Annotated in this window: 21 protein-coding genes; 5 read left to right on the top strand and 16 right to left on the bottom strand. The window is 60.2% G+C overall.

Annotated elements, in window-relative coordinates:
• Positions 1–46 precede the first annotated feature (46 nt).
• The 7 genes from AC1DTN_RS09750 to AC1DTN_RS09720 form a co-directional block, all read right to left on the bottom strand.
• Positions 47–1,414, bottom strand: coding sequence for an FGGY-family carbohydrate kinase (locus AC1DTN_RS09750; RefSeq protein ID WP_477920630.1), 1,368 nt, complete (start codon positions 1,412–1,414; stop codon positions 47–49).
• A complete protein-coding gene (gene rhaM / locus AC1DTN_RS09745; RefSeq protein WP_113321441.1) occupies positions 1,411–1,731 on the bottom strand; it encodes an L-rhamnose mutarotase in 321 nt (106 codons plus the stop codon). Before rhaM ends, AC1DTN_RS09750 begins: the two co-directional genes overlap by 4 nt.
• A complete protein-coding gene (locus AC1DTN_RS09740) occupies positions 1,728–2,738 on the bottom strand; it encodes an ABC transporter permease (RefSeq protein WP_442206817.1) in 1,011 nt (336 codons plus the stop codon). The genes rhaM and AC1DTN_RS09740 overlap by 4 nt, the downstream gene beginning before the upstream one ends.
• On the bottom strand, positions 2,735–3,724 hold the full coding sequence (locus AC1DTN_RS09735; protein ID WP_113321439.1) for an ABC transporter permease: 990 nt from the start codon (positions 3,722–3,724) through the stop codon (positions 2,735–2,737). The genes AC1DTN_RS09740 and AC1DTN_RS09735 overlap by 4 nt, the downstream gene beginning before the upstream one ends.
• Positions 3,725–3,734: 10 nt before the next feature.
• Positions 3,735–5,270: a sugar ABC transporter ATP-binding protein gene (locus AC1DTN_RS09730; RefSeq protein ID WP_113321485.1), complete on the bottom strand. Its 1,536-nt coding sequence runs from the start codon at positions 5,268–5,270 to the stop codon at positions 3,735–3,737.
• Between the two features lie 72 nt (positions 5,271–5,342).
• A complete protein-coding gene (rhaS, locus tag AC1DTN_RS09725; RefSeq protein ID WP_439017774.1) occupies positions 5,343–6,338 on the bottom strand; it encodes a rhamnose ABC transporter substrate-binding protein in 996 nt (331 codons plus the stop codon).
• Positions 6,339–6,385: 47 nt separating this feature from the next.
• The gene (locus AC1DTN_RS09720) at positions 6,386–7,198 is read right to left on the bottom strand and encodes a DeoR/GlpR family DNA-binding transcription regulator (RefSeq protein WP_025669053.1); all 813 of its coding nucleotides are present in this window, start codon (positions 7,196–7,198) and stop codon (positions 6,386–6,388) included.
• Between the two features lie 209 nt (positions 7,199–7,407).
• Here AC1DTN_RS09720 and AC1DTN_RS09715 point away from each other — a divergent pair, with 209 nt between their 5' ends.
• The gene (locus AC1DTN_RS09715) at positions 7,408–9,504 is read left to right on the top strand and encodes a bifunctional rhamnulose-1-phosphate aldolase/short-chain dehydrogenase (protein ID WP_477920629.1); all 2,097 of its coding nucleotides are present in this window, start codon (positions 7,408–7,410) and stop codon (positions 9,502–9,504) included.
• Between the two features lies 1 nt (position 9,505).
• Here AC1DTN_RS09715 and AC1DTN_RS09710 read toward each other — a convergent pair whose 3' ends face one another.
• The gene (locus AC1DTN_RS09710; protein WP_310382558.1) at positions 9,506–9,664 is read right to left on the bottom strand and encodes a YqaE/Pmp3 family membrane protein; all 159 of its coding nucleotides are present in this window, start codon (positions 9,662–9,664) and stop codon (positions 9,506–9,508) included.
• Positions 9,665–9,742: 78 nt separating this feature from the next.
• Here AC1DTN_RS09710 and rhaI point away from each other — a divergent pair, with 78 nt between their 5' ends.
• Positions 9,743–11,035, top strand: a complete 1,293-nt coding sequence (gene rhaI, locus AC1DTN_RS09705) for an L-rhamnose catabolism isomerase (RefSeq protein ID WP_477920628.1) — start codon at positions 9,743–9,745, stop codon at positions 11,033–11,035.
• 18 nt (positions 11,036–11,053) lie between these two features.
• Here rhaI and AC1DTN_RS09700 read toward each other — a convergent pair whose 3' ends face one another.
• From AC1DTN_RS09700 to AC1DTN_RS09685, 4 genes are all read right to left on the bottom strand, one after another.
• Entirely contained in the window at positions 11,054–11,512 is a 459-nt protein-coding gene (locus AC1DTN_RS09700; protein ID WP_477920627.1) for a carboxymuconolactone decarboxylase family protein, read from the bottom strand.
• A 127-nt stretch (positions 11,513–11,639) separates the two neighbouring features.
• The gene (locus tag AC1DTN_RS09695; RefSeq protein WP_477920626.1) at positions 11,640–12,908 is read right to left on the bottom strand and encodes a flavin monoamine oxidase family protein; all 1,269 of its coding nucleotides are present in this window, start codon (positions 12,906–12,908) and stop codon (positions 11,640–11,642) included.
• 45 nt (positions 12,909–12,953) lie between these two features.
• Complete coding sequence (locus AC1DTN_RS09690; RefSeq protein ID WP_477920625.1) at positions 12,954–13,643, bottom strand: RibD family protein; 690 nt, start codon at positions 13,641–13,643, stop codon at positions 12,954–12,956.
• A gap of 30 nt (positions 13,644–13,673) precedes the next feature.
• The gene (locus tag AC1DTN_RS09685) at positions 13,674–14,336 is read right to left on the bottom strand and encodes an HAD family hydrolase (RefSeq protein ID WP_113321431.1); all 663 of its coding nucleotides are present in this window, start codon (positions 14,334–14,336) and stop codon (positions 13,674–13,676) included.
• Between the two features lie 164 nt (positions 14,337–14,500).
• Here AC1DTN_RS09685 and AC1DTN_RS09680 point away from each other — a divergent pair, with 164 nt between their 5' ends.
• Positions 14,501–15,370 carry a sigma-70 family RNA polymerase sigma factor gene (locus tag AC1DTN_RS09680; RefSeq protein WP_442206815.1) on the top strand — a complete coding sequence of 290 codons (870 nt, stop codon included), beginning with the start codon at positions 14,501–14,503 and terminating at the stop codon, positions 15,368–15,370.
• Positions 15,371–15,636: 266 nt separating this feature from the next.
• Here AC1DTN_RS09680 and AC1DTN_RS09675 read toward each other — a convergent pair whose 3' ends face one another.
• Positions 15,637–16,470, bottom strand: coding sequence for an IclR family transcriptional regulator (locus tag AC1DTN_RS09675; RefSeq protein ID WP_477920624.1), 834 nt, complete (start codon positions 16,468–16,470; stop codon positions 15,637–15,639).
• A 534-nt stretch (positions 16,471–17,004) separates the two neighbouring features.
• The gene (locus tag AC1DTN_RS09670; RefSeq protein ID WP_477920623.1) at positions 17,005–17,220 is read right to left on the bottom strand and encodes a hypothetical protein; all 216 of its coding nucleotides are present in this window, start codon (positions 17,218–17,220) and stop codon (positions 17,005–17,007) included.
• 130 nt (positions 17,221–17,350) lie between these two features.
• Between AC1DTN_RS09670 and AC1DTN_RS09665 the strand changes: the two genes are divergently transcribed.
• Positions 17,351–17,974 carry a TetR/AcrR family transcriptional regulator gene (locus AC1DTN_RS09665; protein WP_439017781.1) on the top strand — a complete coding sequence of 208 codons (624 nt, stop codon included), beginning with the start codon at positions 17,351–17,353 and terminating at the stop codon, positions 17,972–17,974.
• A 75-nt stretch (positions 17,975–18,049) separates the two neighbouring features.
• Positions 18,050–18,235 (top strand): hypothetical protein, encoded by a 186-nt coding sequence (locus AC1DTN_RS09660; protein ID WP_007825756.1) that lies wholly within the window; start codon positions 18,050–18,052, stop codon positions 18,233–18,235.
• Here the strand turns inward: AC1DTN_RS09660 and AC1DTN_RS09655 are convergent.
• Together AC1DTN_RS09655 and AC1DTN_RS09650 are read right to left on the bottom strand one after the other, a co-directional pair.
• Complete coding sequence (locus AC1DTN_RS09655; protein ID WP_439017782.1) at positions 18,232–18,672, bottom strand: DUF1810 domain-containing protein; 441 nt, start codon at positions 18,670–18,672, stop codon at positions 18,232–18,234. The two genes, AC1DTN_RS09660 and AC1DTN_RS09655, sit on opposite strands and share 4 nt — an antisense overlap.
• Before the next feature lie 73 nt (positions 18,673–18,745).
• Positions 18,746–19,039 carry a hypothetical protein gene (locus AC1DTN_RS09650; protein WP_113323296.1) on the bottom strand — a complete coding sequence of 98 codons (294 nt, stop codon included), beginning with the start codon at positions 19,037–19,039 and terminating at the stop codon, positions 18,746–18,748.
• Positions 19,040–19,155: the final 116 nt, after the last annotated feature.

Here is a 19,155-nt window from a genome sequence, read left to right as displayed (position 1 = left end):
ACTAGCGGCGCAGCCGACATGAACAAGGCCAGTCTTGGAAACACTGTTATTCCATCGCGGCGTACCAGCGCTCCCGATAGGCGGAGAGGCCCGGAATTGCCTGGGGTGCGAAGTGTTTTTCCACACCGGATACCGGCTTGATGCCGGCAAGAAGGGCCGCCCCCTGGCTGGTGCCGGTCGAGCCCGGCAGCGCCATCGTATCGCGGCCGGTGATTGCAGCAATCAGCGACAGATAGGTCTCGTTCAATGCGAAAGGGCCCTCGACGATGATTGGGCCCTTGGCGCCAATCAGCCCCAGGCAGGCCTCCGTCATCAATGCGAGATAGAGGCAGGCTGCGGCATAGCGCTCCTGCCGGCTCGCTCCGTCCGCGTGGATCCAACGGCTGACCTTGCCCGGAAAGGGACCGGAGCCCGGTGCCACATTCGGTAGCAGCAAGATGCCTTTCGCCACGACATCAGCGATGGCGGCTTTTGCCTCGGCATCGCCGACCTGACCGATCTCGGCCGAGAGAATTTCGAATTCGCGGCCGCCCATGAAGCGGGAAGAGGGTACGGCGCGGCCATAGGCATCCACATTGGCGAGCGCATCGCGCTTGGCGTCAAGATGGGCCAGATCACCCCCGACACCGAAATTGATGACCCAGGTGCCGGTCGAGACCACGGCAAAGGGCGCCTCGCGGGCGACAAGATGCGGCAGGAGCGACGCATTTGAATCATGAATGCCGCAATAGACGGGCACGGAAAGACCGATCTCAGCGGCGATATCGGGCAGAACGGGACCAAGTGCATCGAAGGCCGAATGGATCGGCGCCATCCGGTCGGGAATGGCAAGCGTATCGACCAGCGAGGAGTATGCGCCTGTCTTCGGATTCCAGAGGTCCGTATGACAGCCGAGCGAGGTTGCCTCGTTCGCAGCGACACCAGTCAGCCGCGCCGACCAATATTGTGCATAGGTGAGGATGGTGGCGACCTTGGCGAATTCTTCGGCAAAAGCCGTCTTCTGGTAGTGAAGCTGCGCGCCGATATTCAGGCCCATCGAAAGACGGGGCGAGAAGGTCTCGGCAAAAGATGGCCGCAGCGCATCATAGGCGTTACGGATCTCAGGCGGATATTCATGCTCATAGTCGATGACGGGCATTGCCAGCTTGCCATCCGCGCCGAGCAAGGCGGCGGCTGCGCCATGGGTGGTGATCGAGATCGCGTCGAAACCCGGCTCGCTGGCAAAGGCTTTCAGCGAAGCAAGCGCGAAGCTCCAGAGCGTTTCGATATCATAATGCGGATAGAGGCCGTCGCGGATGACCGTATTCGGTTGCTTGCGGACGGCGATTTCGGCGCCCGTCGCGCTGTCGAGAACGACGACCTTGGCGTTTGTCTTGCCGATATCGAGAACGGCGATGTGGCGGTAGTCGCTCATGGCATATGGAAGACGGTCACGAGGTCACTCTGGACGGGAGAATTATCCGGATTGGATGCCATGATATCGGCCATATGCGCCCACCATTTCTTCATGACCGGATGGTCCGGCAGGCTTGCCATCGTGTGATCCTTCGGCCGGGTCAGCACGCCGAAAAGCGTATTGGTCTCGCGGTCGAGATGGATGGAATAGTCGCTGGCACCAGACTGGTGCAGCAGGTCGACCAGTTCCGGCCAGATCTCGTCATGCCGCTTCCTGTATTCGGCCTCCATGCCGGGATTGAGCTTCATCTTGAAGGCGTGTTTTTCCAGTGTCATTTGGCGCTCATGGCTTTGATGCGGCGGGCGATGATCGGGATCGCGATGGTGATGATCAGGAGCAGGCCGATGAAGATCGACATGACGATGCCGGGCACGTTCAACAAGCCAAGACCGAAAGTCACGAGACCCATGACGAAGGCGGCGATGACGACGCCGCCGATCGTACCGGAGCCGCCGAGAATCGAGATGCCGCCGAGCACGACCATGGTGACGACTTCGAGTTCCCACCCTTGCGCGATCGACGGGCGGGTCGAGCCGAGGCGCGAGGTCAGGCAGACCGCAGCGACACCGCTCATCACGCCGGTCAGTAGGAAGAGGATGAATTTCACGCGCTCGACCGGAATGCCGGAGAAGCGAGCTGCGAAATCATTGTTGCCGATCGTATAGACCTGCCGGCCGAAATTCGTGGCATGCAGCAGGATCGCAAAGAGAATTGCCAGCACGATGAACAGCACGAATTCGAAGGAGAAGACCCAGACGACGTAGCCCTGGCCGAAATAAGCGAAATCCGCCGGGTATTTGCCATAGGCCTGGTCGCCGAGCACGATATAGGAAATGCCGCGGAAGAGGCTCATCGTGCCGATGGTGACGACGATCGACGGCAGTTTCAGAACAGAGACGAGGAAACCGTTGAAGATGCCGCAGAGAAGCCCGGTGCCGATGCCGATCAGCACGAGGCCTGGCGTGCCGACACCCATCTGCGCCGCAGCGCCCATTGCTGTCGAGGCGAGCGCGATGATGGCGGCGACCGAGAGGTCGATCTCGCCGGCGATGACGAGCAGCGCCATGGCAAAGGCGATCATCGCCTTTTCGGTGAAGTTGAAGGTCGCGTCCGAGAGGTTCCAGGCATCGAGGAAATAGGGCGAGGCCACGGAATTGAAGATGAAGATCAAGACGGCGACCCCAAAGAGCAGCACTTCCCAGCTCGCCATGATGCGCTTGAAGGGCGTGCCGAGGCGATCGGGAATGACGCGCTTTTCCGGATTTGCGGAAACCATGCTCATGCTGCGACCTCCGCTGCTGCGCGATCACGCAGGATGATGCGGCCGCGATTACGCTCGCGCCTTGCATTGAAGACGACGGCGAGGATGATGACGGTTCCGGAGATCGCCATCTGGGTGAAGGGCGAAATGCCGATGACGGGAAGGGCGTTCTTGATGACGCCGAGGAAGAGTGCGCCGAGCACCGTGCCGGCAACCGAGCCAACACCACCGGCGATCGAGATGCCGCCGATCACGCAGGCCGCGACGCTGTCGAGCTCGAAACCGTTGGCAATATCGACATAGGCGACCGCATAGCGCGATACCCAGAGATAGCTGGAAAGGCCGGCGAGCGCGCCCGAGAGCACGAAGGCCAGGAATTTCGTCTTGCCCGTATCGATACCGGCATAGACGGCAGCCGTCGGATTGCCACCGGTCGCATAGGCCGAACGGCCGAACTGGCTGTAGCGCAGCAGCATATACATCAGAGCGACGATGATGATGGCGACCCAGCTTAAGATCGGCAGTCCGAGGATCGGCGTGCGGGGAACGGCAAGGAAGATCGGCGTCATCTGGTGCGCATTGACCCAGGCGCCGCCAGACAGCACGAAGGCCATGCCGCGATAGATGGTAAGCGTGCCGAGGGTGACGACGATCGGCGGGATTTCGAGGCGCCAGACGAGGAAGCCGTTGATGGCGCCGAGTGCTGCGCCGATCACGATCGCCGCAAGGATCAGCACGATCAGCGGCAGGCCGGGAAAGGCCGCGTTCATCATCGCGATTGCCATGCCGGTGAAGGCGAGATTGGCTGCGACCGAAAGATCGATCGATTTCGTCAGGATGACCGTCATCTGGGCAAGCGCCAGGATGATAAGGATTGCCGTATCGTTGAAGATACCGGCGAGATTGTCGGGAGTGGCGAAATCGGCTGCGCGCGTCGAAAAGACGGCGATCATCACCACGATGATGGCGAAGAGCAGGGTTTCGCGTTTTCTGATCAGTCTCATCATGCTCGTCCCCTCATGCATTTCCGGTCGCCGCACGCACTAGCGCTTCCGGCGAAAGCTGATCGCGCTCGAAGAGCCCTGCGGACAGGCCCTCCTTCATGACCAGTACGCGGTCCGACATGCCGATGATCTCGGGCAGTTCGGAGGAGATCATGATGATGGAAAGGCCTTCGGCCGCGAGTTCGCTGATGAAGCCGTGGACGGCTGCCTTCGAACCGATATCGATGCCCTTGGTTGGCTCATCGAGGATGATGACCTTGGGCATGGTGGCCAGCCATTTGCCGATGACGACCTTCTGCTGGTTGCCGCCCGATAGCGTACCAACCGGCACGGAAAGGGCCGCGGCACGCAGATCGAGCCGCTCGGCATATTTGCGTGCGAGCGCGAATTCTTCGGCCGCCTGCAGGAAGCCCTTGCGCGAGGTGCGTGTCAGCGACGGAAGCGTCATGTTCTGATAGATCGGCATCGGCAGCGCCAGGCCGTGGCGGCCGCGCTCTTCCGGTACGTAGACGATGCCGGCGCGGATGGCGTCATGCGGGGAATTGATCGAAATTTCCCGGCCTTCGAGCGTCAGCCTGCCGGAGAGCGGTTTGGTGATGCCGAAAAGCGATTGCGCCAGTTCCGAGCGGCCGGCGCCGATCAGGCCATAGATGCCGAGGATCTCGCCCTTGCGCAGCGTCAGCGAAATATCGCGGAATTCAGTGCGGTGGCTGTATCTTTCGACTTCGAGCACTGCGCCGCCGATTGCCACATCGATCTTCGGGAAGGCATTTTCGACATCGCGACCGACCATCATGCGAACGATTTCGTCCTGCGGCGTTTCCTTCAGCTTCCCGTGGCCGACGGCGCGGCCGTCGCGGAACACGACGTAATTGTCGGCGATCTCGTAGAGCTCATCGAACTTATGGCTAATGAAAAGGATGGCCTTGCCGCTTGCTTTCAGGCTCTCGACGATACGGAAAAGATCGTCGATCTCCTTGCGCGAGAGGGCAGCCGTCGGTTCGTCCATGATGACGATACGAGCCTCGATCGACAAAGCGCGGGCAATCGCCACCAGATGGCGCTGCGCAATCGAGAGGTCTTTAAGGCGAATCGTCGGATCAATATTGCTTTCGAGCGAGGTCAGCAGCGTTCTTGCGCGGCTGTTCATCTCGCTCCAGTCGATGGTGCGCCAGCGCGTGCGCGGCGCATGACCGAGGAAGATATTTTCGGCGACCGAAAGCTCGTCGAAAAGCACGGTTTCCTGGTGAATGGCGGTCACGCCGGCATCGATCGCGGCTTGTGCTGTCGCGAAGTGCACCGGTTTGCCGTCGACGATGATTTCGCCCTCATTCGGACGATAGATTCCGGTCAGGATCTTGACGAGTGTCGACTTGCCGGCGCCGTTTTCGCCGATCAGTGCCGTCACCTTGCCGGGATAGAGCGCGATGCTGACATTGTCGAGCGCCTTCACGCCCGGAAAAATCTGCGAGATGCCGCGCATTTCCAGAATGGCGGTTGCGTCATCGGCTTTTGGTTCCGAGACGGGGTGTTGAAGGGCAGGGGTCATCAGCAAGCTTACCACCATCGAAAGAGAAGCCCGGCGGCAGAGCCGCCGGGTGTCCGTTCATGATCTCTGAAATCAGAAGACCTTGGAGAACTGGTCGATGTTCGAGGCATTGTAGACAAAGGGGTCGGCCATAGCAGCTTCGCCATTGTCGCCAATCTTGATCTTGCCCATGCGGCCGGCTTCGATTTCGCTGCCCGGCTTGCCGTCGGCATCACCCTTTGCCAGGTGATAGGCGATCTGCGTTGCAGAGTAGCCAAGGTCGATCGGGTTCCAGATGGCGAATTCCTTGGTCGCGCCGGACTTGATCGCGCCAGCCATTTCAGACGGCAGGCCGAGGCCAGTCACGTAGACCTTGCCGACCAGACCCTTGTCTTCGACGACCTTCGAAGCAGCCAGAACGCCGACCGTCGTCGGAGCGACGATGACCTTGACGTTCGGGTTGGACTTCAGCAGGCCTTCGGCTTCACGATAGGACTTGTCCGAGAGGTCGTCGCCGTAAACCGTGGTGACGAGATTGAGGCCCGGGAAATCCTTGAGCTGCTTCTTCATCTGGTCGATCCAGATGTTCTGGTTGGTCGAGGTCGTCGTTGCCGACAGGATGGCGAAGTCACCCTTGCCGCCGTCAAGATGATCCTTGGCGAGCGTCAGGCACATCTTGCCGATCAGTTCGTTCGACGACGGGTTGAGCTGCAGGATGCGGCCTTCAGGGGCAACGCCGGAGTCCCAGGAAATAACCTTGATACCGCGCTGGGTAGCCTTCTTCAGCGCAGGAACGACGGCATCCGGGTCATTTGCCGAGATCGCGATGGCGTCAACGCCCTGCGCAATCAGCGAGTTGATAACTTCGATCTGACCTTCGGCAGTCGTGCTCGTCGGGCCGGTGTAGATGACTTCCACGCCGCCGAGTTCCTTGGCCGCTTCCTGGGCGCCCTTGTTGGCGGCGTCGAAGAAGCCGTTGCCGAGCGACTTTACGACCAGGCCGATCTTGATGTCCTTGGCGCTTGCGGCGCCAGCCATCATGGCGACGGCAAAAGCCACACCGATTGCAAGTGTCTTTGCAAATTTCATGTCATGTCCTCCCACTAAGATTTAGACTTCCACACCTCGCAGACGCCTCATGCGACCGACGAGGAATCCTCCTTCACAGCCTGGGCCACCGGGCTTGCCACTACGAGCCGGACGCCGGCATTCTCGATCATGCGAGCCGCTTCCTCCGAGATGCCGTCATCGGTGATGACCACGGATACGCGGTCGAGCGGGCAAAGAATGAGGCTCGACCGGCGATTGAATTTGCTTGAATCGACCATGACGATGAGTTCATCGGCCTGGTGCATCAGTTTCTGCTCGCTCTGGATGATGAGGGCATCCGCCTCCATGATGCCAAGCGGGCCGACGCCCTGGGCGCCGATGAACATGCGCCGCGCATAGAAATTGCGGATCGCGTCATTGTCGAAGGGCGACAGGATCAGGCTCTGCTCGCGATAAATCGCGCCGCCCGGCACCGTCACACTGTTCTTGGAATGCTTCACCAGATGTTCGGCAATGGCGAAGGAATTGGTCATGACCTGCATGCGATGGCCGGCCATGTAATGCACCATCTGGAAGGTGGTCGTGCCGCCATTGATGATGATGGCATCGCCCGCTTCACAGAGATCGACGGCTGCGCGCGCGATTGAGCGTTTTTTATCGATATTGACCGATTCTGAAACCCTGAATGGGCGTCCTGCAAGATTTCCAAGCTGCGGCGGGTGCACTGCCTCCGCGCCGCCACGAACGCGCCGGATCTTGCCCTGCACGTGAAGAGCCGCAATGTCGCGCCGGATCGTCGCTTCAGAAGCATCCGTCAGCTCGGAAATGTCCTGAATCGTAACGACGGACTTTTCCTGAACGGCGCTTAAGATAATGCGATGGCGTTCGCGTTCGTGCATTGGGCTCCTCCTCTTGTCATATTTATTTCGTATCCGTTAAAGCCTGTCAATCAGAAACGATCATAAATTTTCATATTGCGATGCAACATAATCGATTTTGATCGTTTTCGATTGACAAGCGCCATTTTGATGCGCGATACCGTGAGCGAAAGGGCGCGCTTATCGCGGCGCCCCGCAGGCCTATACACAAGCCTATATGGGAGGATGACATGGCGGCAAAGGTTCGACTTCTCGAGAACCGGTGGGATGATGCTTATGCGGCGGGCCTCGATGAGCCCGGCAAGCTTCTCTATCGCTCGAATCTTCTCGGCGCCGACAAGCGCATCACCAATTATGGCGGCGGCAATACCTCGGCCAAGGTCATAGAGAGCGATCCGCTTGATGGTGGCAAGGTTAAGGTGCTCTGGGTCAAGGGCTCGGGCGGCGACGTCGGGACGATCAAGCTCGACGGGTTCGCGACCCTCTATCAGGACAAGCTGGAATCGCTGAAGGGCATCTACAAGGGTGTCGAGGACGAGGACCGCATGGTCGGCTTCCTGCCGCATTGCACCTTCAACCTGAATGCCCGTGCCGCCTCGATCGACACGCCGCTGCATGGTTTCGTGCCCTATACGCATGTCGACCATATGCATCCGGACGCGATCATCGCGATCGCCGCCTCCAAGAACTCCAGGGAGTTGACCAAGCAGGTGTTCGGTGATGCGATCGGCTGGCTGCCCTGGCGCCGTCCGGGCTTCCAGCTCGGCCTCGATCTCGAAGCTTTCGTCAAGGCGAACCCAAGCGCCAAGGGCGTCGTGCTCGAAAGCCACGGCCTCTTCACTTGGGACAACGATGCCAAGGCCTGCTACGAGCTGACGCTCGATATCATCAACAAGGCGATCGAGTGGTTTGCCGGCCAGACCGAAGGCAAGACGATCTTCGGCGGCGCCGTCGTTGAAAGCCTACCGGTCGCTGAACGCCGTGCCATCGCCGCCCGTTTGATGCCGGAAATTCGCGGCCGTATCGGCAAGCAGGAGCGCAAGCTCGGCCATTTTGACGATCAGGATGCGGTTCTGGAATTCGTCAATTCGAAGAACCTGCGTCCGCTGGGTGCGCTCGGCACCAGCTGCCCTGACCATTTCCTGCGCACGAAGATCCGCCCGCTGATCGTTGATCTCGATCCGGCAAAACCCGATGTCGATGCAATCATCTCCGGTCTCGACAGGGCGCTTGAAGACTACAGCGCCGACTATTCCCGCTATTACAATGCCTGCAAGCATGACAATTCGCCGGCCATGCGTGACGCCAATCCAGTCATCTTCCTGGTGCCGGGTGTCGGCATGTTCTCCTTTGCCCGCGATAAGGCGACAGCTCGCATCGCCAGCGAATTCTATGTCAACGCCATCAACGTGATGCGCGGTTCCTCGACGGTCTCGGAATATCAGGGCCTGCCTGAGCAGGAAGCCTTCGACATCGAATATTGGCTGCTCGAAGAAGCCAAGCTGCAGCGCATGCCGAAGCCGAAGAGCCTGGCAGGCAAAGTTGCCTTCGTCACCGGTGGCGCCGGCGGCATCGGCCGCGCAACGGCCGCCCGTCTCGTCGGCGAGGGTGCCTGTGTGGTGCTTGCCGATATCGACCAGGAAGCACTTGAAAAGACCGAAGCCGAATTCGTGAAGAAGTACGGCGCCGATGCAGTGCGTACTTTGAAGCTCGACGTTACCAAGGAAGACGGCGTCATCGCCTCCTTCGCCGAATCCTGCGTCGAATTCGGCGGCATCGATATCCTCGTTTCGAATGCAGGCATCGCTTCTTCGGCGCCGATCGAAACGACCGAATTGTCGACGTGGAACCGCAACATCGACATTCTGGCGACCGGCTATTTCCTCGTTTCGCGCGAGGCCTTCCGTCTGTTCCGCCGTCAGGGGCTGGGTGGCAACGTCGTCTTCATTGCGTCGAAGAACGGCCTTGCGGCTTCGCCGAATGCGGCCGCCTATTGCACGGCAAAGGCTGCCGAAATCCATCTCGCCCGTTGCCTGGCGCTCGAAGGCGCAGATGCCGGCATCCGCGTCAACACCGTCAATCCGGATGCCGTCCTTCGCGGCTCGAAGATCTGGAGCGGCGAATGGCGCGAACAGCGTGCGGCCTCTTCCAAGATCGAAGTGGACGAGCTGGAGGAACATTACCGCAAGCGCTCGATGCTGAAACTTAACGTGTTCCCGGAAGACATTGCCGAAGCCGTCTACTTCCTTGCGTCCGATCTGTCGGCCAAGTCGACCGGCAACATCATCAATGTCGATGCGGGCAACGTTCAGAGCTTCCCGCGCTAAGCTATTTCCGGAGGATCACCCATATCGCGTGGATGATCCCCGGCACGTAGCCGCAGAGCGTCAGCAATATATTGAGCCAGAAATGCAGGCCGAGCCCGACCTGCAGAAATACGCCAAGGGGCGGCAGGATGATCGCAAGAAGAATGCGGACGACGTCCATCGTGGCTCCTGAGTTTTGAAGACATGCAAGTGTTAGAACGCGAACTGTGGTCTGCGGTTCGCGGCCAGGGAGGATTAAATGGCTGAATTCAGGATTGCGCCGGATCTGGTCGCAACGGAAAATGACAAGCGCGCTGCTGCGCTGAAGGCTGACTACGAAGCGCTGGGTACAACGCTTGCCCGCCGCGGCGTTGATATCGAAGCGATCACCCGCAAGGTGGCGGAATTCACTGTTGCCGTACCTTCCTGGGGTGTCGGCACCGGCGGCACGCGCTTTGCCCGTTTCCCGGGTACCGGTGAGCCCCGCGGTATCTTTGACAAACTCGACGATTGCGCGGTTATCAACCAGCTGACCCAGGCGACGCCGACCGTGTCCTTGCATATTCCCTGGGACAAGACCGATGTGAAGGAGTTGAAGGCGAAAGGCGATGCGCTTGGCCTCGGCTTCGATGCGATGAATTCCAACACTTTCTCGGATGCTCCCGGCCAGAAGCTGACCTACAAATATGGCTCGCTCAGCCACACGGATGCGGCGACCCGCCAGCAGGCGATCGAGCATAATCTGGAATGCATCGAGATCGGCAAGGCGATCGGCTCCAAGGCGCTGACCGTCTGGATCGGCGATGGTTCGAACTTTCCCGGCCAGAGCAATTTCACTAGGGCTTTCGAGCGTTACCTCACCTCGATGGCGGATATCTACAAGGCCCTGCCTGACGATTGGCGGCTCTTCTCCGAGCACAAGATGTACGAGCCGGCTTTCTATTCGACGGTCGTGCAGGACTGGGGCAGCAACTATATGATCGCCCAGACGCTCGGTCCCAAGGCCTACTGCCTTGTCGACCTCGGCCACCATGCGCCGAACACCAATATCGAGATGATCGTCGCCCGGCTGATCCAGTTCGGCAAGCTCGGCGGCTTCCATTTCAACGATTCGAAGTATGGCGATGATGACCTCGACGCCGGTTCGATCGAACCCTACCGCCTGTTCCTCGTCTTCAACGAGCTCGTCGATGCCGAAGCCCGTGGCGTCAACGATTTCCATCCGGCCCATATGATCGACCAGTCGCACAATGTGACGGATCCGATCGAAAGCCTGATCAACAGCGCCAATGAAATCCGTCGGGCCTACGCGCAGGCACTGATCGTCGATCGCAAGGCGCTCGAAGGCTATCAGCAGGACAATGACGCGTTGATGGCGTCCGAAACGCTAAAGCGCGCCTATCGCGCCGATGTCGAGCCGATCCTGGCCGAAGCCCGCCGACGCGCCGGCGGCGCGACCGACCCGATCGCCACCTACCGCGTCAGCGGCTACCGCAAAAAGGTAGCCGCCGAGCGCCCCGCCTCCGTCTCCGGCGGTGGTGGTATCATCTAAATGAATGGAAGCCGTTGATCACGGCTTCCATTGACCTGCAACCTGCCGGGTGGCGACGTTCAGCCGGTTCCAGACATTGATATTGGCAATTGCGATGACGAGGGCCGCAAGGCTCTTGCCGTCGTAGTGACGGGTGCATTCCTCCCAGACCTCATCCGGCACCGGATCGGCGCGGTCGCTGAGGCGGGTGACGGCCTCGGTGAGCGCCAGTGCTGCGCGTTCGGCATCGCTGTAATAGGGGGCGTCACGCCAGCCTGCGACGGCAAAGAGCCGTTCGTCGGTCTCGCCGTGCTTGCGGGCAATGCGCCAATGGCCGTCGATGCAGACGCTGCAGCCGTTGATCTGGCTGGCCCGCAGATAGATGATTTCCAGAAATGCCGGCGCAAGACCGGCCTTGGCAGGCAGATTGGCGAAGGCGGCCAGCGCCTGCATGGCTTCCGGGATGACGAGGGCCGGATTTCCCATTCTCTCTTGCATGCTCAATCTCCTGATCGTGTTCGGTTTGACGCAGAGCCGGCCGATTGCCAGCTTTCGTTCGTCATGGATTTGACGGATCAGGATCAGGGAGTGTGACGTATAGAGCGAAATCTGATTGATGTTTTAATTAGCGGCGGTTGACGCCCGAGGTTTCGACAGGAACCAGCAGAGCCGCCATTGCCTCGTCGGCAGCGCGCTGTCCGCTCTCATAAGCGCCGTGCGCCGTCGAGAAATCGGTCGTATGCGTCGCCTCACCCGCAAAGAAAATCCTGTCGTCAAAGGATTGGGCGAGTTGCAGGCGTGCGTCCGCGTGGCCGGGCAGGGCATGGCTGTAACCACCGCCGATGGAAAGGGTTCCCGCCCAGTTCGAAGCCGCAAGCGGCCTCAGATATTTTCGCACGTCCGAGCCAAAGAGGCCGGCTAGCTCGTTGATCGCCTGGTCGAAAGCCGCCGCGCGACCCATCGCGGCAGAAGCCCTGGCTCCCGCTCCACCGAGGAAACATTCGAGCACTGGCTTGCCGAAGGGGCGGATGTAATAGGCGCCGGTCGTGTTGTCACGCGGATTGCCGAGCACGTGGGTCTCGTCTTCGAAAGGGCCGCCGTCGAGGATTTCGAGATAGAGTTTCTCGTTGTTGCCGAGCGGTAGGAGCGATGCCGCCTGCCGCCAGGGGTCGAGCACGGACGGAAGGTTGATCGCACCGCCCGCGAGAACATTCGACGAGACGGTGAAGATGACGGCGCGTGTCCGGATCGTCCCGGCGGAGGTTTGCAGGACGATTTTCTGTTCGCTCAGATCAAGGCTTTCGAGGGTGGTGCCGAGCCGCAATTCCGCGTCGGAAGGAAGCGCTGAGGTAATCAGCTGCCCATAGCCATCGGGGACGCGCCAGTTGTTGTCGGTGGAGGCGTCATCATACGCGACGTAGTCTCTCACCGATATGTGCTCCAGTTCCTCGCCGGATATGTAGCCGCTCAGTGCCTGCAGATAGGGCGTCCAGGATGAATTCGGGTCGATCGCATCGGCTGCGCAGTCAGAAGCCGGTGGGTTGTTCCGGATCTCTTCGTTCCATTGCGCAAAGGCGTTTCGGGCGGCCGCACGATCTTTCCCGGAGAAACCGAGATTCTTAAACTGTTCGCCCCAGGCCGTGATGCGGCGGTCGACCGTGAAGCCGAGCTCGGCGGCAATCCTGGTCCAGGGATTGCGATCGGCCGAGTGCAGCCATCCGCAGCCGAGATCGACTGGCCCAGCGCTCGTGGCATAAGTCCAGGCCCGTCCACCGACGCGGGGCAGTTGCTCTAGGATGGTGATGGAATGACCGCGGCTGCTAAGGCGGCGTGAAGCCCCGATCCCGGCAGCTCCTGCGCCGACGATAACGATATCCGGATCAGAGGTGGTCATGGCGTGGATATAGCGCCTTGCAGCCGCGGCTGTCCATTGTCACGATCATGAATGGACTTTATAGCGCAGGACGACGACGCCATTGTCTTTGGTCTCCGCCGATATCAGCGAGAGCCGGGTCTTGCCCGCCAATCCCCGGTCGAAAGTAACGACGGGCTGGCCGCCGCTGCCATCCAGGGCCGGGGCGACAAGCAGATAAAACTCGTCGATGAGGCCCGCAGCAAAGAAAGCGCCGTTGATCGCTGCTCCGCCTTCGAGCAGCAATTTGTGGATGCCGAGTTCCTTCTCCAGTACATCGAGCGCTCCAGGCAGATCGATCTCGGCCGAAGGCGAGATTATGTAAGAGATGCCGTCGGCGGCGAGCTCCGCAAGATGGGCGTCCGGCACATCGCTACCGAGGATGACGACGATATGGTCGCCATCGATGTCAGGCCGCGTGAAATGCAGCTTGCCCGACGTGTCGAGCGCGATCGCGTAGTTGTCTGCTTTGCGATCGGCGAAATGGTTTTGCCGTTCTGCTGAACCTGCCGATTGCGGCGGATGCGGCTCTCCCTTGGCCATTTCGGCCATAGTCACGCGTCCGACGATCCAGGCGTCACCCTGCAGGTCTTCATGTGCCTTCTGATAGAGAGCCGTCCATTCCTTGCGGCCGCCATCCGGGCTTTCTGTCCACTTGCTCGGATGCAGGCCGCCGTCGAGCGACGACATCATCAGGCAGATGATTTCCGGTTTCATGGGCGATTCCTTTCCGGCGCGGCAGGCAGGTCAAAACTTTATCGAAAGATGGCCGCTATCGGCAATGACAACGGTCGCATCGCCATAATGTTCGATCTCGGGATAGCCCTGCAGCGAGTGTTTGTGACCGGCAGCAGTGATGACCATGATGTCGGCGCCCGCCGCCGTTCCTGCCTTCACGCCGGCTTCAACGTCTTCGAAGACCAGGCATTCATGCGTTGCAAAACCGAGCTTTTCGGCGCCGAGGATATAGCATTGGGGGTCGGGTTTGCCGACAGTCACATCTTCGGCCGTCACGATGGCCTGCGGCATGGGAAGCCCCGCGGCCTCAAGCCGTCGCTCGGCCAGGCGACGCGGCGAGGAGGTGACGATCGTCCACCGGTTCGGCGGCAGCGACGCCAGGAAATCGGCGGCACCCGGAAGGGCAACGACGCCTTCGACGTCCTGGATTTCCTCTTCGGTGATCTGTGCGGCTTCCGCTTCCGCGTCGACGCCCGGAAGGTTCAGCCGCCTGATCGTGTCGATGCCACGCGATCCATGCATGATCGGCAGGAATTTTTCCACATCCAGCCCGTGCCGCTCGGCCCAGCGGCCCCAGACGCGCTCTGCCGACGCAGTGGAACTCAGGATCGTGCCGTCCATGTCGAACAGGAAGGCGGCATATTGTTTGGAACTGTCAAATCGGGAGGACATGGGAAACACCGTAGGGAGGGATCTGCCTGCCATCAGCCAATGAAAAATGCGGCAGGTCAAGTCATGAGCCCAACTTCGCGGGACTTGATAGGATAGAGCTCCTGTCACATCGTCCGGCTTCCGCTCGTCATGGCTTTTGACGCAACAGGATTGGGAGTGGATTGATGGACGAGAAAAAATGGCTGGCCGATGAATTCGAGGCAAACCGCGGGCATCTGCGGGCCGTCGCTTTCCGCATGCTCGGCTCCCGCGCAGAAGCTGAGGATGCGGTGCAGGAGGCGTGGCTGCGCCTGACAAGGTCGGACAGGGGCAGTGTGGATAATCTCGGCGGCTGGCTGACAACGGTCGTGGCGCGCATCTGCCTGGATATGCTGCGTTCGCGCAAAACGCGGCGCGAAGAGCCGCTCGACCTGCCGGCGCATGGCGCGATCGTGGATATCGCCAGCAATCCGGAGCGCGAAGCAGCTTTTGCCGATTCGGTCGGCATCGCCCTGCTCGTCGTGCTGCAAACCCTCTCGCCCGCCGAACGCGTCGCCTTCGTGTTGCATGACATGTTCGATCTGCCCTTCGAAGAGATCGCTGCTGTCATCGGGCGGAGTGCGGCCGCCGCCCGGCAGCTTGCCAGCCGTGCCCGGCGCAGGGTGCAGGGGCAACCGGAAACGCCTGATATCGATCTGGCGCGCAAGCGCAGCATAGCCGAAGCCTTCCTTATCGCCTCCCGCAACGGTGATCTGGAGGGGCTGCTTGCGGTCCTCGCGCCGGATGCGGTCTTCCGGCCAGATGCGGCCGCGACCCGTCTCGGCAATGTCGTGCCGCTTCGCGGCGCCGGTGCCATCGCCGAAAGCTTCAAGGGGCGGGCGACATCGGCGAAAGTCGCGCTTGTCGATGGTGAAATCGGCCTCGTCGTCTTCATCGAGGGCCAGTTGCGCGTCGTGCTGGCGCTGAGTTTTGACGGCGACAGGATCTCGGCGGTCGATGCGATCGCCGATCAGGATCATCTGCGCGATATCGGCTATTCGATCCTCGAAGGCTAGCGATCACAATCAGTGAGTTTTTTCAAATAGATGGCCTCCGATCGGGCGGAGAGCAACGCTGGCCCAGCGGTGGGCGATCTGCCACAGCCCAACGGGCGTCAGCCGCGGCGCGCGCCGACGCGTGCGATCACGCCTTGCGATTTGTGCCACGGAAGCATCGAGAAGAGATCGATGAGGCAGCGAAATACTATGCGAACAAGGAGCCGCCCTTCCTCGCGAGCCAATGACGGTCCGGATGGCGCTTGCCGTGCGACTGAAGCCGGCGCTTAATGGCTACGCCAGCCCATCAGCTTCTCGATGTGCTCAGCCGAGTTGCGCACCTGTGCTGTATAGTGGCCTTCGTCCGAAAAGGCCTTTTGCTCCGGCAGAACGATGGAAATGGTGGCGACACACTGGCCCTCGCGATCGCAGATCGGCGAGGCGATGCAGGCAACCGCATAATCGGATTCGCCAGCCTGGATCGACAGGCGCGATTCAAAGGCCTTTCCGGCGGATTCCGATAGCGTGGCGGGATCGATTTCCGCGCGTCCCGTCGGCGAGGAGCGGGCGCATCGCTTGAAGAGCTCGACACGCTCGTCTTCTTGCAGGTGCCCGACCAGCAGGCGGCCAGACGCTGTCCAGTTGAGTGGCACACGGGTGCCGACGCGGGAGGCGACCTGGAAATGGCTGGGGCCATCGGCCATGGCGAGAACAAGCATGAAATCGCCGTCACGGCCGCAGACCTGAACGGTCTCGCCAGCCTGTCGGCAGAGGTCGTGCATTTCATGCGTCGCGACGCTCATGAAGTCGAGCGATCGCGCATAGGCGAGGCCATAGTGATAGAGCCGCGAGCCGAGCCAGATTGAACCGTCGGATTGGCGCGTCAGCATGTTTTTTTCGACCAGGTCGTCAACGATGACATAGACGGTTGAAAGCGGCGCCTTCACGGCCTTGGCGATGGCATAGACGCCGGCCGGCGACCCCGTCTCGTAAAGATGGTCGATCACCTGCAGCGCGCGGTCGATACCGCTGACGCGTGCACGGCGCGCGCCCTTGGCACCGGTCTCTTCGGCCGGGTCTTCATCTTCGGAGTGGATTGCGGGTGATGTCTTTCCGTCCAATTCAACATACCTCTGATATCATGCGAACCTGTTACATTACTATGGCATAGCCGTTTGCGAAGCAAATCGCAAAATCTTTGGATATAAAAACCTTTGGTAGCCGCCGCAGATAGTTCTTGAAGGGCGGCGAATGTTGTCACCGGATTGGCTGCGATTGCAAATCTATTTGCGGGCGCCTTATCGTGGATCGTCGATTTTGGAACCGGAACAACAAGCCGCAGCCCGAGTTTTTATCCCATAGCGATACCGGCTGATCGGATGTGGGCCAAGTCTCCTGCCAGACATTGCGGTCAGCGGTGGCAAGTCGACGCCCCTTTTGCGGCTTGCCGAAGCCACCGCCGGTGCGTGTCGTCATGAAGACGGCGTCGCCGGCGGCGAGCGTCTCAAGGTCGCGGGAAGAAATATTCGGGAAATCGATGTGGATGTGCGCGCTCGCCGCATCGCAAGGGCTGCCGCCTGTTGACAGCGGCAGCCCGTCTGGGAACAGGGCTTATCCCCAGTGCCGATCGGGGCCTTATGGTGCCAGCGGTCAGATCAGCCGAAGCAGGGCATCGCCGGCAGATTGGCGCGGCTGGCAAAGGACCCGATCATATCGCTCGCCGTGGAGGGACGCGGCTCGCGTTTACGGGCAGCCACCTCAAGGAGTTGCTTGAAATCTTCAAGCTTCACGCCATCGGCGCGGAGCACCATGGCGATCAGCGGGTCGTGAAGGGCTTCGGAAATGGTCAAATCTTCTCCGGTCTTTCTCATGGTACGGTCCTCCTTTCGTGGGCGGTCGCCCGTGTTCCACTCCTGCTGCCAAGCGCTCCTAGCATTGACTTCTGCAAAGAGTGGTGTTACCGGTAAGTAACAATGCATTTGTTACCGATCGGTCACATCGATGTCAAGGACTTCGTCCGCGAAAAAATCAGAATCATTGAATGAAATCTCCGTAGCCGCTTCAGACGATCGAATCCCCCCGCGGGAGCGTATTGTCACGACCGCTTCGGAGCTTTTCCGTGAGCGCGGCATTCGCGGCATTGGCGTGGATGCCATTGCGGATGCTGCCGCCACCAACAAGATGACCCTCTATCGGCATTTCGGCTCCAAGGACGAGCTGGTCTGCGAAACGCTACGCCGCGCCTCCGAAAAGGCCGAGAAGATCTGGCGCGATCTTGAAGCCGCCCATCCCGGCGATGCGCGCGGCCAGTTGCTTGCCTGGGTCGAGGACCGGGCTCACTGTCTGAACGGCGAGCCCGCAGGTTGCGATCTCGCCAATGCCGCGATCGAATTGAAGGGCGAAGGCCATCCGGCGCACGAGTTGATCGAGCGCCACAAGGCGATGCAGCGCAATCGTCTTGCGGCACTTTGCGTGGCTGCCGGCGCGCGCGAGCCGGAACTTCTTGCCGACACGCTGACGCTGCTGCTCGAAGGCGCGCGCGTTACTCGCCAGGCCATGACGGACGGGGGCTGTTCCTGCCATTTTGAAAAAGCTTGCAACGTGGCGATTTCCGCCTTCGGCTGATATTGACGCGGCCAGGGAACCTTGGGGGTTGCGTGGCCGTTTTTCTGCTGATCTGGGAGCAATCTGGAGGCAGAGATGAATTACACTTATCTCCGGCGCCTATATGCCAGACGTGCCGAGCTTGAAGCCAAGCTCGAATTGCACGACGCACGTTATTGCTTTGGCGAAGAGGAAGTAGACGACGGTACGGAAAACGATCTGAAACAGCGCATCCAAGAAATCTCGGAGGAGATTGCGGCACTGGAGTATTCTCCTGGCTAGCCGTTGCCGGCGCTCAGGATCGAAATGGTCCGTTCGTCGAATTTCCCGTCGTAAAAATGATCGATCGCTTTGTGAAAGGGCGAGCCGTGATCGCTGACCGCGGCAAACAGCGTCATGGACGAGCGCAGCTTCAGATCATCCGGGGAGCCCATGATATCGTGAGCGCTGCGGTCATTGACGGAGAGGATTGCCTCGACACAGCGCAAAAGGCGGCTGCCGAGGATCGGATCAGCGAGATAGGCTGAGGCTTCCTCCGCGGAGCGAATGGCATATTTCTCCGCCATGGAAGAGGTTCCGAGACCGGCGATTTGCGGGAAGATGAACCACATCCAGTGAGAGCGCTTGCGACCGGCTTCCAGCTCCGCAAGAGCCTGTTTGTATATGCCGTTCTGCGCTTCGATGAAGCGGTGGAGGTCGTAGTCTACGTCACCGGCCATGGCTCTTTCCCGTTCCTATGCTTCTCATGCACGTTAGACGAAAAATTCCATGCCCGGCGAAAATCGCTGGCTCTTAGCAGACCCTGTCTGCGTAGGGGCTCGTTTCACGGCAATGGCCGTAGCGCTGGTGGTGTGGCACCAGACTATCACCCGGAGGTGCCGGCTCTTCAATAGCCGAGGTCGTCATCGGATCGGTCGCTGATGTCTGTGCCGACGGTGCTGTGAAGCCTACAAAGCTTAGCAGTACGAGGGCGCCTACGACCACGATCCGCTCCAGGACCGACAGCTTCTGTGCGCTGACGTGGTCGGCGTAGTCGCGTTCAGCTTCGCCGTAGCTCACGTCCTCCTTCACATGCTGGTGCACCATATCCTGGTGACCGGAGGTCCAAGTTTCAGATTGTGTCATTTCAAGTCTCCTGCAATGCACCGGGATGCGGCTTGGGAAGGCAAGCTAATGGCGTGCCAATCCGCCTCACGCGTGCA

This window comes from Rhizobium sp. 01T444 (assembly GCF_056398305.1).
Note: the sequence above shows the minus strand (reverse complement) of the source record. Positions and strands in the feature narration are given on the sequence as shown.

Bases quoted from the DNA above. Each gene is read 5' to 3' on its own strand.
- AC1DTN_RS09750 (WP_477920630.1), bottom strand. From the start codon at position 1,414: ATGAGCGACTACCGCCACATCGCCGTTCTCGATATCGGCAAGACAAAC.
- rhaM (WP_113321441.1), bottom strand. From the start codon at position 1,731: ATGACACTGGAAAAACACGCCTTCAAGATGAAGCTCAATCCCGGCATG.
- AC1DTN_RS09740 (WP_442206817.1), bottom strand. From the start codon at position 2,738: ATGAGCATGGTTTCCGCAAATCCGGAAAAGCGCGTCATTCCCGATCGC.
- AC1DTN_RS09735 (WP_113321439.1), bottom strand. From the start codon at position 3,724: ATGATGAGACTGATCAGAAAACGCGAAACCCTGCTCTTCGCCATCATC.
- AC1DTN_RS09730 (WP_113321485.1), bottom strand. From the start codon at position 5,270: ATGACCCCTGCCCTTCAACACCCCGTCTCGGAACCAAAAGCCGATGAC.
- rhaS (WP_439017774.1), bottom strand. From the start codon at position 6,338: ATGAAATTTGCAAAGACACTTGCAATCGGTGTGGCTTTTGCCGTCGCC.
- AC1DTN_RS09720 (WP_025669053.1), bottom strand. From the start codon at position 7,198: ATGCACGAACGCGAACGCCATCGCATTATCTTAAGCGCCGTTCAGGAA.
- AC1DTN_RS09715 (WP_477920629.1), top strand. From the start codon at position 7,408: ATGGCGGCAAAGGTTCGACTTCTCGAGAACCGGTGGGATGATGCTTAT.
- AC1DTN_RS09710 (WP_310382558.1), bottom strand. From the start codon at position 9,664: ATGGACGTCGTCCGCATTCTTCTTGCGATCATCCTGCCGCCCCTTGGC.
- rhaI (WP_477920628.1), top strand. From the start codon at position 9,743: ATGGCTGAATTCAGGATTGCGCCGGATCTGGTCGCAACGGAAAATGAC.
- AC1DTN_RS09700 (WP_477920627.1), bottom strand. From the start codon at position 11,512: ATGCAAGAGAGAATGGGAAATCCGGCCCTCGTCATCCCGGAAGCCATG.
- AC1DTN_RS09695 (WP_477920626.1), bottom strand. From the start codon at position 12,908: ATGACCACCTCTGATCCGGATATCGTTATCGTCGGCGCAGGAGCTGCC.
- AC1DTN_RS09690 (WP_477920625.1), bottom strand. From the start codon at position 13,643: ATGAAACCGGAAATCATCTGCCTGATGATGTCGTCGCTCGACGGCGGC.
- AC1DTN_RS09685 (WP_113321431.1), bottom strand. From the start codon at position 14,336: ATGTCCTCCCGATTTGACAGTTCCAAACAATATGCCGCCTTCCTGTTC.
- AC1DTN_RS09680 (WP_442206815.1), top strand. From the start codon at position 14,501: ATGGACGAGAAAAAATGGCTGGCCGATGAATTCGAGGCAAACCGCGGG.
- AC1DTN_RS09670 (WP_477920623.1), bottom strand. From the start codon at position 17,220: ATGAGAAAGACCGGAGAAGATTTGACCATTTCCGAAGCCCTTCACGAC.
- AC1DTN_RS09665 (WP_439017781.1), top strand. From the start codon at position 17,351: ATGTCAAGGACTTCGTCCGCGAAAAAATCAGAATCATTGAATGAAATC.
- AC1DTN_RS09660 (WP_007825756.1), top strand. From the start codon at position 18,050: ATGAATTACACTTATCTCCGGCGCCTATATGCCAGACGTGCCGAGCTT.
- AC1DTN_RS09655 (WP_439017782.1), bottom strand. From the start codon at position 18,672: ATGGCCGGTGACGTAGACTACGACCTCCACCGCTTCATCGAAGCGCAG.
- AC1DTN_RS09650 (WP_113323296.1), bottom strand. From the start codon at position 19,039: ATGGTGCACCAGCATGTGAAGGAGGACGTGAGCTACGGCGAAGCTGAA.